We start from the raw sequence: 15,654 nt of genomic DNA, 5'->3' as shown, positions 1-15,654 counted from the left end.
GAGTTAGAGACTTTAACTAAAATCACTAACTCACAATTCACTAACTCACAACTGATTTTACATATAATTCAAGTCGTTATTGCGTTTTAGTTTGATGATGTGTAATAAATTCAGTACTAAGATAACTGGATAAGTAGGGTCGAATTCATGCCATTTGATACCAAAATTGGCTCTACCACCTAATTTATGGTGATTGTTGTGGTACGATTCTCCCATCATCAAGAAATCAAAAGGTAATAAGTTTTTAGCAGTGTCATTTACTTTGAAATTGACATAACCATATTTATGAGCAAACCAGTTGATGATTACCCCATGAACAGGCCCCATCAAATAGTGGATGGGTAATAAGGCATATTCCCAAGCATGTGTAGCAAATTTCATATAAAACAAAGTGTACAAAACACCCCAAGCAATTCTTACAAACCATTTATCTCCTAGTTTTTCAACCAAGGCATAATAGGGAACACCCTTCAAGAATTTAGGCTCAATTCCAGCACGGTCGTTCAATACGGCATTGTAATAATCCTTCGTTTTCCACATCATGTGGAAAAGATTGTCTGAATAACTTGGTGAGTGAGGATCTTTTTCTGTATCGGCATAAGCATGATGCAAACGGTGCATAATACCATAAGCTTTTGGACTTAAAAATGAAGAGCCTTGAGTAATAAAAGTAAACCAGTAAAAGAATTTCTCCCAACCCTTAGACATCGTGAACATCTGATGTGCTGCATAGCGATGTAAAAAGAATGTTTGTGAGAATAATGATAAGTACCAGTGTGCTACAAAGAAAATTAAAATTGCCATATAAGTTTTTTTTACAAAATTATGGCAAGCGCTAGGCTTAAAATATGATAAAAATCAGTGGAGATACTGAGGATGATTAACAATAGCATGATTTTGATCACCCACCATCTTTAATTATTTCATTGATGTTCGAAGCTTTAATATTGGGTACTCGGAAAATATTTGAATATTAATTGACCAAGCCTTATGTGCTTTAGAACTTAATAGCTTTATTTGTTGTAGTTGGTTTGAGCCTCAGAACCGGGTTACTTTTTGATAACATTTGATATGTCAACAGAAAAATTAGATTATACAAGTCGTGCAAGGAGAATAACTTTTAAATATCCCTTATTCACCCATTTATCTATCCAAATAAATTTTTGGATTATAGCACATCTATTCTTTGGAGCCATCAATTATTTACTTGTCCGTTCGCTTTCTTCTGAGTTCGTACTTGTGGTGCAAAATTCTATATTTTCTAATTTTATTCTGGCACTCATCCTTGGTGTTTTGTACGGTACATTTTTTGGAATGATAGAATATTATTTAGAAAATAGTTTTTTCAGAAGCAAATCTCTCGGCAGAGTCTTCATCCTAAAGGGGATACTTTCTTTTATTGTTTTTCTAATACTTTTCTCTATCATCAGGTTTGTGCTATTTGAACGCATGATTGCCCCGATGTTTAATGCAAATCATATAGAGCTCAATGACCAGTCATGGAAGTATATCTTTTGGTTGTTCTTTATTTACACTTTTTTCATGAATCTTTTCATCAGTTTTATTAACCAGATGAATAAAAAATTTGGACCAGGGGTCTTATTACCTCTTTTGCTCGGAAGGTATCGCTCGCCGAAAGAAGAAGAAAGAGTATTTATGTTTATGGATTTGCAGTCGTCAACCAGTATTGCCGAAACCTTAGGACATATTAAATACAGTGCTTTTATTCAACAGAGCTTTATGGATATTAATTATGTAGTACCTGAGTTTCGTGCTGAAATTTATCAATATGTAGGTGACGAGATTGTGATTTCATGGGCAAAATCTGAAGGACTAAGGGATTTATCATGCATCGCTTTTTATTTTGCCTGCGAAGCCCAATTCAACAAAAGAGCTGAAGCCTATAAAAATGAATATGGTTTTGTGCCAAAGTTTAAAGCAGGACTTCATTTAGGTAAAGTAACGGCTGTAGAAATTGGAGATATAAAAAGAGACATTGCCTATCATGGCGATACATTAAATACCACCGCTAGGATTCAAAGTGTTTGTAACGACCACGGCAAATATTTATTGGCCTCTAAAGAAATGATTGACTGTGCAAAAGTAACTGAACAGTATGTTGTACAGTCAATGGGTGAAGTTTTGTTAAAAGGAAAGCGGAATCTTGTTGAGATTATGAGTATCGAGCAATGTTAGATGCCTGCTAGTTCGTGGATATCTTTTACTTCCAATACCTTTTTTTTATATCCATCCAACGTAGCATTAATCATGGCTAAGCCAACTTGTGTGAGTGTACAAACATAGTTGTGAAACAAGGTTTGAAAGATTGGGAATAACCAGCTGAGATAAGAATAGTAGCGTTGAGTATTTTTTAAACCATCAGTTGGATGAATATAGCCCGGTCTGAAAGCAAAAACATTTTTGAAAGGCAGTTTCATCAAATCGTTCTCAGTCTTGCCTTTTACCCTTGCCCACATACTTCTCCCTTTTCCGGTACTATCTGTGCCCGCCCCAGAAACATAACAGAAAGTCATATCGGGGTTTAATTCACTAAGAATTCCAGCAAAATAGAGCGTAAGTGTATAGGTTAGCTTGGTGTATTCAGGTTCTTTTTTCCCTAAAGAAGTAACCCCTAAACAGAAATAACAAGCATTATAATCAGATAGGTCATCTTTGATAGAAGAAAAATCGTAGAAATCCTGATGGATGATTTCAATCAATTTGGGATGATTGATACCACAAGGTTTTCTGTTTACAACCAAAACTGTTTCAACTTGTGGATGCAATAAGCATTCGTGTAAAACACCTTCACCAACCATCCCTGTTGTGCCTGTAATGATTGCTTTTATTTTTTTCTTCATAATTTCAGATTAATATATCTTTTAAATTACATATAAAAACTTGAAGTATTGCTATAAATGGCTATACTGTTTTAATTAAAGACATAGAAATAACATCTGCCATCATTCTTATGGATTCTGTTGAGTATAAGTGCTTAACGGTTTTTAACAGATTAGTAGAATAGTGATCATCAATATTATAATCGCTGTGGGTTCTGAAAACACTAGAACACAGCATCAAATGAAACTGATTATCTCGCACATCATATACAATCATTGGACTAGTATTGGTGTCATCTACTTCAAAACAATAAATAAAGACAGGGAAATCGAATAAGTTCAAAGCATTCAAGCTCGTCATTAAGTCTGCATCAAAATACTCATATTGAAAGAAGGTATGTTCAAACCCTATTTCTTTTAAGTATACTGATAGCTGATTAAGCTTATCCGTCATTATCACTAATGGATTGATGTTAGGGTCATACTGACTAAACGGAAGCCAAGTATCAGTACAAACATCAAGATATTCGAGGCTTGTTTTAGCTAAATCTAATTTATAGTCAAACAAGCGATAGCCGGGTGCAAAATAACCAGGGTAAAAATAAGTATGTCCGAGTTTTTTGCAGAACTCCATTTTCTGATACATCAGAAATTTACCCAAACTGTGTTTTCGATAGTCAGGGTCATAAAAACAAGTAATGCCAGCAGAGGAAGTACTACCTAAATCGAAAAAACCTGTAGCAATTAATGTATGGTGGTCATACACATTCACTTCGTAGGTATTATAAATATCATTCACACCATTGTTGAAGAGGAGGTTTTCAAGATTTGGCGAAGCATCAAAAGCAATATGGCTTCTATATTTTTGAAAAAGGTCTTCATGAGCGCTAGTGAGGTGAATAGGTTGAACCTCGACCCTAAAATCAGCATTCAGTTTATAGAGTTTTTGTTGCGTTTTTGATTTTTCAAAAGTTAGTAAGTTAATTCTTAGCCAGATAGCACTATAAATAGTACCTGAGAATTTTAGAAAATTAGTAGTAAAAATAGTTTGACCCATTCTGAACCATCCATCATAAAGGTAACTATCTAGGTCGTCGGGGTGTATAGAATCAGGAAAGATTAATTTAGCAAACATCTAGAAATAGTAAGATTTTAATATAAAACTAACTATAAATATAAGGAAAATGTTTGTTTGATAAAAGTTGGAAGGGTAATAGACTGGTATAGTCAGCCTACTCCCTTTTATAAATCAATTACTCATTAGAATCATAAGCCTTATTTCAGAATAACATATATTAATATTTATAGCCTTAGTTACTTATCTATTTGACCAATTAATATGCAAAAATATAATTATAGATTATTTCTGAGGGTATTTATTTTAGCAGTGTATTTATGAAAATCCTCTGGGGAAATAAAAAAAATATCCTCCAATCCCTCATCAATAATTAACTGATTAATAATGGGTTTCACTTTACTATAAAAACACTCAATGCCTTTCTCCCAATTACTATGTTCTTCTAAAATAAAATATAAATTACCCTCTTTAGATATACTATCACATTTAATTACATTTGATAGTTTACTCACTAATAACTTATAGAAAGAAGAATAATTTTGACGTTCTTCATTTTTAAAGTTAACTACAAGGTGAGTTCTTCTAGGGAGATCGTCTCTTAAACTAATTTCTATATTAATCCTTCTATCCCAACCTTTCGAATTATACACACCTATCGAAATATAGGTGTCATTACCATTAAGCCATAATCGATTGTTCATTTTTTCTCCTGAATTTACTCTTGGTTTAAAAACAAAATCAGGATGATTCATTAAAAAAGAATAGATGTGTTCGTGGAGTTGTTGGAGTTTAGTCATGTTTCGTTATTAATAAGGCTGTTATGAATATATATTGTTAGTGTATTTTAGTATTGGGAAATAAAAAATGAGATGCTAAAATTCGACTTCCTAGCCCAAATATGCTACTTAACAAAGATAAAAAACTAGCCCAGATATTAATATGATTATTTGTATTTTAATAAAAACGAAAGTATTCGAAAAAAATAATTAATAAAAGGAGGTTGTTTTTTGAGTAGAATTTTAGTATTTTTTCTTTTTTATTTATTGATATTCTGTGTAAACAGTTTGTTTGTGTTTCATAATTGTTTAACTCAACCCATAACTTATGTTATATTCGTCTTCACGATATGATGAATTAGCCCTTTGGTACGATTTGCGTAATGGGGACGAAGAAGCCTTGGCTACTCTTTTAAGGCTTTATGCGAAGCCTCTGATAAGTTATGGACGAAAAATGATTAGTGACGACGCTGTCATTGAAGACTGTATCCAAGAAGTATTTATACAGCTTTGGCAATACAGATGCTCACTCAAAGAAGATGTTGGCTCTGTAAAGGCCTATATTTTTGCTTCGGTAAGACGGAGAATTATTACAGAAGTCAAGAAAAACACTTTTGCTACTACTCAATACGACAATTCAGCCTCTGATGGATATTTTGATATTGGTTTTTCTATCGAAGAAAAAATTATCCAAAATGAAACCGAACTACATCGTGTAAAAATCATTAATCAACATCTTAATAGCCTTCCAAAACGCCAAAAAGAAGCCATTTATTTAAAATACTTCAAAGAACTCACTAATCAGGAAATAGCTGATATTATGGGTGTTAAGTATCAAACCGTTGGCAATTTAATTCACGAAGCCCTTACTTTTTTACGAACAGTATTTCCAAATGATGCTGTATGGTTAAGCCTACTGATGGTTTATATTAATTAAATATTCCTGCCAGAGGCTTTTGAATGAGCTGAATCTCAGTTGATTGTAAATATTTTTATTTTTTTTATTTAAAAAGCAGTATCAACCTGTTACAAACTTTCTACTGTATATAGAAAGCATATTATTATTTTATGAAAAAATATAATGATTATACGATAGATGATTTTGTCCTTGAACCAACATTTGTTCAATGGGTAAAGAATGCAGGCTATAAAAATCCTGACGACTTTTGGACTATGTGGGTTAATGAAAATCCTCAACAATATGCTATTGTACAACAAGCTACTGACTTTATCCTTGCTACTGCCTTAAAAGAAGAGTCGGTGAGTGATTTTCAAGTAGAATTATTAGTCAATAAAACCCTGAGTATCATTAATACAGCAAATAATAGCACATCTTTTCCAGTAAGAATTTTCCAAAGTAGGGAATCACTTTTAAAATTGGTTGCGTCGGTAGCGATATTTCTTACCATTGGGTTAGTGGCTTATCTATGGCAGAAAAATATTTCACAAGAACTTTTTGTCAATAAAACCAATCAGAAACTGATTGAGAAAGAAAATTTTACAGCTCAAAAAATGCCAGTGGAATTGCCAGATGGCAGTACCGTACTTTTGCAACCGAACAGCACAATAAGTTTTCCTGAAACTTTTGAGCAAGCTAGCAATAGAGAAGTTTATTTAAAAGGACAGGCTTTTTTTGAAGTAGTTAAAAATGCTAATCATCCCTTTTTAGTGCATGCCAAAGACGTTGTAGTAAAGGTATTGGGAACAAGCTTTACAGTACAAGCTTTTTTGAAATCTACGAACGTAAAAGTGGTAGTGAAAACAGGTAAAGTAATGGTTTTTCCGAAAGAAGATTCCAATGTTGATAATACCGCCAATATTATCACATTATTACCCAATCAGCAGGTAATTGTGAATAATGAAAACCATAGTGCTAACCAGTCGAATGTTAAACCTGAGCAAATTTTAGCGATTACTTCTAGTAGTACGCCGACGCTGGAATTTAATGACACGCCCATTAGTGAAATCTTTCAAACACTCGAAAAAGCTTATGGTATTGCTATCTATTTTGACCAAAAACTACTGGCAGATTGCTCGTTAACGACAAGCCTAGCCGACGAGCCTTTATTTGAAAAACTAAAATTGATTTGTGAAGCAATAGGGCCAAATTCTCGTTTTGAAGTAGTAAACGAAAAGATTATTATTCAATCACGAGGTTGTAACCAATAAAATAAGACATGTTATGCTTTTTCCTTTAACATTACCTCCATAGACACAAAAAAAGGTATTAGCAATGTACCACCACTGCTAACACCTTAATATTATATCCCCTTGATGCCTGATGAACATAAACCCTTTAGCGAGGGGAAGGGGATTTTTTGTGCTTTTGTAATTCAAAAACGAACAATTATATGAAAAAAAATCGACAATCAAATGCCTTATGGCTTACTATTATGAAAATAACTGGACTACAGTTTTTCATGATTTTATCTCTCACGAGTTTTTCTTGGGCTAAAAGTTCAGCCCAAGAAGAACTCAATAGAAAAATCAGTGTATCGATTGATGGCATTGCGCTAAAGTCAGCTTTGCAAAAAATCGAAAAAACTGCTCAAATACGCATTTCTTATAACTCGCAAGTCGTGCCATTAGAGCGACTTGTCTTTTTATCAGCCAAGAATGAAAAACTGGCAGAAGTACTTGAACGTTTACTCAAGCCGTTAGCCGTAACCTATGTGGTGGTAAACAAACAGATTGTGTTAAGAAAACTGGAAAATTTTTCACAATCCTTGAATATTGTGGAGGAAAGCAAGGAAGAATTTGCCGTAGAGCAAAGTGTTTCTGGAACGGTAAAAGACGAAAAAGGCAATCCCTTGGCAGGCGTAAATATTACCATAAAAGGAACGACCAAAGGCACAAATTCAGATGCGAACGGACAGTTCAAAATAGACGTTGCCAACGAAAATACCGTCTTGGTATTTAGTTATGTAGGTTATGGAAAACAGGAAGTAACAATAGGCAACAAAACAGTTTTCAATATTTCGATGATTGTTGACCAAAAGTCTTTAGATGAAGTTGTGGTAGTGGGCTATGGAACACAAAGCAAAAGAGCGGTTTCAGGAGCTGTATCATCTGTTAACTTCAAACAATTTCAAGACCGTTCTTTTAGTAACGTTACGCAAGCTTTGGCGGGTCAGATTGCTGGGGTAAACATTTCGCAGGGGCAAGGTGCACCTGGAGTTTCGCCTATTATTCGTATTCGTGGTGTTAGTTCAATTACAGCAGGGACAAACCCATTGTTTGTTGTAGATGGTGTGCCTTTAGAAAACTTTAACTTGAATATGATTAACCCACAAGATATTGAATCTGTGGAGGTATTGAAGGATGCTTCGTCTGCTGCAATTTATGGTTCTCGCGGAGCAAATGGCGTTATTTTAGTAACTACAAAATTGGGAAAAGCAGGAAAAACTACCTTTAGCGTAGGCTATGAATCTGGCGTACAAAGTGTACAAAGAAGAGTATCGATGATGGATGCTCAGCAATGGATTGATTATTATATTGATGCTCATAATAATGCGTGGGTAGATTTGAATCCAGCCAAAAATAAGGCTTCAGACCCGAACAGTGTTCGTACTTCAACTTATAAAATACCTGACGAGTTTTTAACTAATCCACAACAGTTTGGGAAAGGTACTGATTGGCAAGATGTAATGTTCAGAGTAGCTCCATCACAAAATGCACAATTATCTGCATCGGGTGGTACAGAGAAAACGCAATTTATGTTTTCTGCGGCCTACCTTAATCAGCAAGCAGTGTTGGACGAAAATTATTACAAACGCCTTTCTATCCGTTCTAATATCAAACATCAACTTAGTGAACAATTTACAATTGGGTTGAATTTGGGCGTAACCAGTATTTTCGACCGTACTGATGGAACGCAAGGTAAAAGTGATGTCGTGAGTTTAGCCTTACAAAGCGACCCTATATTTCCTGTTTACAACGAAAATGGCAACATTGGTTACCGTGACCCTAATTCAGTTTGGAACAAATATGTAGCTTATAACGATTTGAATTTATGGCATCCATACTCTCTGACACGTTATATCCATAAAGAAAATAAAACCTTTAATACCTTAGCGACAGGGTTTTTAGAATATAAGATAATAGATGGATTGAAATTCAGAACCAGTATTAATGCCAATTTGTATAATACTCGTTATAATTCTTATCGGATAAACAAACAAGGTTACGGATATTCGGGAGTGTTAGCAGCCGAAGGATATTCAACAAGTGGATATACGTTTAACTGGCTAAGTGAGAATACGTTGAGCTATGAAAAGTCGTATGGTGATCATAATGTCAACGTATTGTTAGGGTATTCAGCTCAGAAACAACGCAATGAATTTGCATCGCTTACCTCTGGAAGTTTCCCTAATGATTTGGTTGAAACCCTTAATGCAGGGGTTGTATCAAGCGGTTTTACCAATGCCTCTGAATGGTCTATGCTTTCATATTTAGCGAGAGCACAATATAATTTTCAAAATAAATATTTCCTGACAGCCGCTATTCGTCGTGATGGTAGTTCTCGCTTTGGCTCAAATACTCGTTGGGGTTATTTCCCTTCTGTATCTGGCGCATGGATGATATCAGACGAGAGCTTCTTACAAGATGTCAATGCAATAAGTAGCCTTAAACTAAGAGTGAGCTATGGTATGGCGGGAAACAACCAAATTCCAAATTATGGTTCAAAAAGTTTGTTGAATTCATCTAACTATGTATCAGGCACAACATTAGCACCGGGTTTGACCATTGCTAACATTGCTAATACAGATTTAAAGTGGGAGCGTACCACTCAATTTAACATTGGTTTTGATTTGAAAGCATTGAATAATCGTATCGGTTTATCAGCAGAATATTATAATTCTACCACCAACGATATGTTATTGAATGTTCCCGTACCCGATATTACAGGTTTTGCAACCCAATTGACCAATATTGGTAAAATGGAGAATAAGGGGATTGAGTTAAACCTGAATACACAAAACGTAAAAGGAAAATTCAGTTGGTCGACTGATTTTAATTTCAGTTTGAACCGTAACAAAGTATTGCAATTAGGTCAAAGCAATGCACCTATTACGTATACGGACTTTGTGGTAGCAGTAAAAACGGAAGTTGGACAACCTATTTCTAATTTTTATGGATATGTAGTAGATGGCGTTTTCAAAAATCAAGCCGCAGTAGATGCTTATCCGCATTATTCAACGACACACCCAGGTGACCCAATCATCAGAGATGTAAACGGCGATGGAAAAATTACGGTAGACGACCGTACGACCTTAGGAAATTATCAGCCTGATTTTATGGCGGGATTGAACAACACTTTTTCATACAAAGGCTTCGACTTTTCATTTATGTTTCAAGGAACCTTCGGAGGCGAAATTGTTAATCAAAACTTCCGTTACTCAGGTTTCTGGAATAACGGGCGTAATATGTATTCGGGCGTAGCTAATCGCTGGCGTTCAGAGGCTGACCCAGGCGACGGACAGCACTTCAGAGCAACATTGGGTTTAACGGGCTTGCAAGACCAATTTACCAGCCTATGGGTTGAAGATGCGTCATTCGTAAGGTTAAAAAATATCCGTATTTCTTATAGCTTACCTGCTAGTATCCTAAAAAAATTACCAGTTAAAACCGCTCGTATTTACATGAATGCTGAGAACGTTTACTTGTGGAGTCATTACACCAATTATGACCCTGAAAATACTACCTATAATGCTTCGAGTTTCTCAGGAGAAGCCAACGGTAATACTTCAACCGGGTTAAATGCCTCAGGAAATGCTCCAAATGGTGCTTTTGTAGGGGTTGACTATGGGTCGTATCCAATTCCAAGAGTAATTACGATTGGTGCTAAATTCGATTTTTAAGAAGATATTTTGGTTTCAAGGAACCTCAAAACAGATAAGACAATGAAAAAAATTAAACAATTATACGTCCTGTTAGCCATCTGTTTGATGGCAACAAGTTGTAAGGATTCATTCTTGGAATTAGCCCCTATTTCAAATGCTACTGCGGATAATTTCAAAACAACCGATGATTTTGAATTGGCTGTCAATTCAGCCTATGCTTCTCTTTATACGATATATCATCCTGAAGGGCCAGTATCATACTGTAATGAACAAATGAGCGACAATGCCATTATGTTCAATATTTCGGGTATTCAAGCCGATAAATGGCAATTTAAAGATTACTCATTAATGACCACCAATACGATGGTTTACCAATTTTGGCAAGACTACTACAAATCGATTTTTAGTACCAATATTGTCTTGAATAAAATTGAAGGAGCTAATTTGAGTGCAGCTTATAAAAATGAAGTGAAAGCTCAAATGCAGTTTCTCAGAGCCTTATATTATTTTAATATGGTTCAAACTTGGGGAGATTTGCCTATTGTAACAACCCCATTAACAGGTGATGAAGCGTATGCTATCCTACGTTCACCCCAAGCAGCAGTATACGAGCAAATTAAAAAAGATTTACTTTTTGCCATTGATAAATTGCCTTTGGCCTCAGCCATACCAAGTACAAAGGTTGGTCGTGCTTCAAAAGGAGCCGCCCAAACGTTATTAGGAAAGGTATATTTAACATTGGGCGATAAAACATCGGCTGCAACAGTTTTGAAAGAAGTTTATAATAGTAATGAATATGCGCTGTTGCCAAGTTATGCAAGTCTTTGGGGACCAAACGTAAAAAATACGAAAGAATCAATTTTCGAGATTCAATACTTAGGAGGTTCAGTATCGGCACCTTATAGCAGATATTACCAAACGTTTTATCCAAATAATAATTTCTTAGGATTTTACGGAGCAGGCATGAACCAAGTAACAGATGATTTATACAACGAATATGAAAGCGGTGACCCTCGTCGTGACTTATCAATAGCCTTGGGATATAATAATGGAAACACATTTATTGCCCAGAAATATCCTATTAAATGGACGCATACCAACGCAGTATTAGGAGGAGGGAATCCATTAGCCAATAACAATTTTATGGTTTTGCGTTATGCAGATGTTTTATTGATGTTAGCCGAGGCCACAGGCGAAGCAAGCTACTTGAATTTAGTAAGAGCTAGAGCTGGGTTACCAAAATTTGGCGAAACTAATTATCCAGCCGCTTATTCGACGATAAGTCTGGCAGTAGAACACGAACGCAGAGTAGAGTTAGCCCTAGAATTTCATCGTTGGTTTGATTTAAAACGTAGTGGCAGAGCCGTGTCCTTATTGACAGCCAAGGGAAAAGCCATTACTAACGATAAATTATTGCTACCAATTCCACAGATTGTTCGTTCGCAGAATGCTGGTATTACGCAGAATAATGGGTATAATTAAAATAGTTTATTGATATAGGACTGTTTGAAGCTGTTTGTAGTGATACAAACAGCTTTTTTTAAGAATATAGCTGAGCATTTAGATGGATAGTATAAGAAAGAATGAGTTCATAGAAGTACCCTAATAAATGTATACTACTATTTCTTAGAGACATTTAACTTATAGCGTATGGTATCTTTTACTAATTGTTTGTCTTGCTGATTGAAAGTTTTTAATTCAGAAACAATACTCGGATCTGTTTGGAGCCTATTGGTAATTACTTCGTATGCAATATCCCTGATACTTTCATTGAATTCATTTTCACGCTCAAACTCATATTTCAATATATTTAGAAAACTTTCTTCGTTGTGCGTGGAAACTGTTTCCTTATATACTTTCACTAAGGCTTGCCAACGTTTAGTGTCATTCTCGAGATTGTTAAGGTAATTATTTAAGCAGTTAAAAGCGTCTCTATTATTTATCCAACCTCTGAATAATAACGCTTGACTTGACTCTACATCAAACATTTTATTTTTATAAATCAGTGATGCCTTGATATATTGATAGTTATTAGAATACTCATCAACTACTTTTTGATAAAGCATAAAAGCTTCTTTTTGTCGATTGATGCTGATGTACAAATCTCCTGCCTTTTCATTTAAGTTCAATTCTTTATAAAGAGCTATTGCTTCATGTATCATGTTTCCTTTCTCATAACATATAGCTGCTTGATTTTTGTTTTTTACATATTTTAAATAAATGGCAGCAGCTTCTTGGTAAAGACCTCCGTCTTCTAAGGTTTTAGCAGCTTGATAATTATTTTTCAGCAACTTAATAAATATAAAGGCTGCTTTATGATACTCTTTTTTAGCAATTAACCTTTGTGCTGTTTCAAAATATTCTCTTTGCAGCTTTTCATAATGATCGTTGTTGAATAAAACACCACCGCCTTTAATATTGCTCTCTTGATTACCATTTAATAACAAACTGCTCCATTGTTTTGAAAAATTAGCTGCTGAAATTGCGTCATCACCTCTAGATGTACCATCATCAAGGGGAATAGCATATTTCAATGCCTCTTCTGGATTATTCTTGAGCATTTCTAAAAGTTTATCAAGATATTCTTCGTTTCTCTTTTCTAAATCTTCCAAATCCAGTTTCATTTCTTCAGCAATTGCATCTTGCTTTTTTGAAAAAAGACTCGTCAACCATTTGAATCTTGTAAATAAAGGCTTTTCTAGGTACTTATCACCTATTGTATCATCTACATTTGGATTCTTAGTGAAAAGCTTATCATAAACAAATAGCTTAGCTTTTTCAAATGAATTAAGTGGTTTATCATCAAATGTTTGCTGTTTGGGAAAGATTGTTTCTTCCAATTTTTCAAGTGTATCCTCGACAGAAACTGATACTACTTGAAAACTTTTTACCTTTTTTGGAATAAAAACTGAATCATCGGGTCGACGAATATTCGTTTTTGTTTGTGGAGAAACCAAAATCATATCTAGCCAATTAATAGATTCTGATAGTTCCACTAGACCAAAATGTGGATGAAGGATAACTAGTTTCTGCAAGAACAATTTATCTATATCATTTTTAGATAAAATCGGGTAAAGAATTGTTTTTTCAGGTATATAAACAAATGGATTAACTGCTTGAACATAAGTATTAAGTCGAATGTCAATTGTATGATTTTCTAAATTGACTAAAAGCAGACATCCCCAAGTACTATTAGGAGTAGTATCTGGAATTGGATATGCAACGACGTTTTCTAAACTCAAATTCATCGCCTGAATCTCAGAAAGCCATTTTGTAGGATTATTCCCTTGTATCAAAACACCTCCTAATGGATGATTATTTTGATGATATGGTTCTATGCGTAGATTCATAGTCTAAAATTTCTTTAATAAAAAGCTGTAAATAGTGTATCCAAAAATGTTCAGTATCAATATGTTTTTCAGTTTCATTCGTTGGGCTATAAAATAAATTGCCAGCATTATAAAAATCTGTACCTACACCCAAAGATTCATTTATTATCGTAGGAATATAAATATGTTTTCTTTTCGCCGTTACTGTAGTACTAGACAATGTAATAATCCCTAAGCGATTAACTGTTATAGAATGTCCATTTGGAAAGATGAATACCCCTTTCCCTTGAGAAGTAGTTTCAACGCGTGCCACAGTCGGAACTTTATAAATTTGCTTTAGTTGTATGGTTTTGTAATTAAGAATATACTCATGAGAATTGATACTTAAATTACCATCACAGTTTATATATATTTTTTTAATATTTTTAAGGAAATTAGCTGAAAAATATGGTTCCTTTTTTAAATTTTGAAGTACCACTTCACGATTCCTAAAGTCATCAAGAAGTGGATGCAACTCCACTTTTAACATAGTTACCTTATCCGTTAGCGTAATTTCCCAAGCATCTTGAGACATTAATAAATAAAATGCATTATCCTTAAAGATAAATTTTTTGCGAGTTCCTCTCCAATCAAATATAATGGAAGCTTTAAATTTAGTAGTAAGATTAGTAATGGTTAATTCTTTCTTATGGAAATCATAATACAAGAAAATGATTTTGCCATCAGACATCAGACCAATTTCATAAGCATGTGACCTAGGTATATTATCATATACTACTCTCCAACCTTTTTCTGGACCTACTTCACAAAATAAATACTTTCCAACAATGTGATAAATTTGTCCGTCACTTGTACAAAGAGTAGATTCTCCTTTTTCTTGTTTTGGAAATAAAATGTTAAAAGATAAGTTCTCGATATTGGAAGTGTTTTGTTCAGTGGGCAATACTACTTCTTTTTTAGGCTTTTTAGCCCATAACTCATCCAAAGGTAATTTAAGTGTTTGTGTATGTTTTCTACTATTGTACTGTTTTTTGAAAACATCTATTTTCCCTTCAGAATCTGTGTACATCCAATAATTAATTGCTGCATGATTATCACTCAGTACTTTTTGAATAGATGCCGATTTGATGGCATCGTTAGTACTAATAAAAAATATTTCATGAGTCTTATTAGGAGGATTCATCTTAAAAAAAGATGCTAACCCTTGACTTGCGTCTAAACAACCAGCTAATAGTTGAGTACCTTTAATAATTTCATCAATATGCTCAAAATATAAAGGCTGATAGGTATCACCTAAGGCATAAGCTGTGCAATTTATCTTTGACTTCGGATGCTTTGCGATGGCTAATAATAATGCATGAGCAAGTGTTTTGGGTGTTCCCCAGTTTTTAATTGAGACATCAATCAGAATTATTCTTTCTAACTCTTCAGATTGAGGTGGAATTTCTCGGTTGATATAAAGTGCTTGATTATTAGCAATACGGCTTAGAAAAACAATGTCATCATGAGCAAATTCAGAAATTAATAACCTGTCAAAACTTCCTTTATTGGTTAAATCAGAGAATCCTCCAATGGGTTGTTGACTAGGTAAAACATTCTGAAAAGGTATATCTAAGCCAGACCAAATTCTTTTCAGCAATGCACCAATATGGAAAGTATTTGTATTATCAATAAGCTCTTCTACAAAATCAAGCTTTGGTTTTTCATCAGATATTGAATTCTGAAGAAGTAATTCTTCATTAATTGGAAAAATATCTCCCATTTTTGAAGTAATCTCCTCTACAGAAC

The 15,654-nt window shown here is 34.3% G+C and carries 11 protein-coding genes; 5 read left to right on the top strand and 6 right to left on the bottom strand.

Going from position 1 to position 15,654, the window contains the following annotated elements; genetic code table 11:
* Window positions 1-57 precede the first annotated feature (57 nt).
* Window positions 58-804 (bottom strand): acyl-CoA desaturase, encoded by a 747-nt coding sequence (locus tag AC07XN_RS17790; RefSeq protein WP_309913678.1) that lies wholly within the window; start codon window positions 802-804, stop codon window positions 58-60.
* A gap of 267 nt (window positions 805-1,071) precedes the next feature.
* Between AC07XN_RS17790 and AC07XN_RS17785 the strand changes: the two genes are divergently transcribed.
* Window positions 1,072-2,196, top strand: coding sequence for an adenylate/guanylate cyclase domain-containing protein (locus AC07XN_RS17785; protein ID WP_494744035.1), 1,125 nt, complete (start codon window positions 1,072-1,074; stop codon window positions 2,194-2,196).
* Here the strand turns inward: AC07XN_RS17785 and AC07XN_RS17780 are convergent.
* The 3 genes from AC07XN_RS17780 to AC07XN_RS17770 form a co-directional block, all read right to left on the bottom strand.
* On the bottom strand, window positions 2,193-2,861 hold the full coding sequence (locus tag AC07XN_RS17780; RefSeq protein WP_494744034.1) for a Rossmann-fold NAD(P)-binding domain-containing protein: 669 nt from the start codon (window positions 2,859-2,861) through the stop codon (window positions 2,193-2,195). The two genes, AC07XN_RS17785 and AC07XN_RS17780, sit on opposite strands and share 4 nt — an antisense overlap.
* A gap of 61 nt (window positions 2,862-2,922) precedes the next feature.
* Entirely contained in the window at window positions 2,923-3,975 is a 1,053-nt protein-coding gene (locus AC07XN_RS17775; protein WP_494744033.1) for an arginyl-tRNA--protein arginylyltransferase, read from the bottom strand.
* A gap of 218 nt (window positions 3,976-4,193) precedes the next feature.
* Window positions 4,194-4,715, bottom strand: a complete 522-nt coding sequence (locus tag AC07XN_RS17770) for a hypothetical protein (RefSeq protein ID WP_494744032.1) — start codon at window positions 4,713-4,715, stop codon at window positions 4,194-4,196.
* Between the two features lie 307 nt (window positions 4,716-5,022).
* Between AC07XN_RS17770 and AC07XN_RS17765 the strand changes: the two genes are divergently transcribed.
* The 4 genes from AC07XN_RS17765 to AC07XN_RS17750 all read left to right on the top strand — a co-directional run bounded on the left by AC07XN_RS17765 (window position 5,023) and on the right by AC07XN_RS17750 (window position 12,019).
* On the top strand, window positions 5,023-5,631 hold the full coding sequence (locus AC07XN_RS17765; RefSeq protein WP_309913692.1) for an RNA polymerase sigma factor: 609 nt from the start codon (window positions 5,023-5,025) through the stop codon (window positions 5,629-5,631).
* A gap of 131 nt (window positions 5,632-5,762) precedes the next feature.
* Window positions 5,763-6,863 carry a FecR family protein gene (locus AC07XN_RS17760; protein WP_494744031.1) on the top strand — a complete coding sequence of 367 codons (1,101 nt, stop codon included), beginning with the start codon at window positions 5,763-5,765 and terminating at the stop codon, window positions 6,861-6,863.
* A 182-nt stretch (window positions 6,864-7,045) separates the two neighbouring features.
* A complete protein-coding gene (locus AC07XN_RS17755; protein ID WP_494744030.1) occupies window positions 7,046-10,555 on the top strand; it encodes a TonB-dependent receptor in 3,510 nt (1,169 codons plus the stop codon).
* Between the two features lie 42 nt (window positions 10,556-10,597).
* Window positions 10,598-12,019, top strand: a complete 1,422-nt coding sequence (locus tag AC07XN_RS17750; RefSeq protein WP_309913700.1) for a RagB/SusD family nutrient uptake outer membrane protein — start codon at window positions 10,598-10,600, stop codon at window positions 12,017-12,019.
* Between the two features lie 137 nt (window positions 12,020-12,156).
* Here AC07XN_RS17750 and AC07XN_RS17745 read toward each other — a convergent pair whose 3' ends face one another.
* Together AC07XN_RS17745 and AC07XN_RS17740 are read right to left on the bottom strand one after the other, a co-directional pair.
* Window positions 12,157-13,833 carry a hypothetical protein gene (locus AC07XN_RS17745; protein WP_494744029.1) on the bottom strand — a complete coding sequence of 559 codons (1,677 nt, stop codon included), beginning with the start codon at window positions 13,831-13,833 and terminating at the stop codon, window positions 12,157-12,159.
* Between the two features lie 19 nt (window positions 13,834-13,852).
* Window positions 13,853-15,628, bottom strand: coding sequence for a hypothetical protein (locus AC07XN_RS17740; RefSeq protein ID WP_494744028.1), 1,776 nt, complete (start codon window positions 15,626-15,628; stop codon window positions 13,853-13,855).
* Window positions 15,629-15,654: the final 26 nt, after the last annotated feature.

Source organism: Arcicella sp. GW458-12-2-14-TSB2 (assembly GCF_059423785.1).
This window is presented reverse-complemented; position numbering and strand designations above follow the sequence as displayed.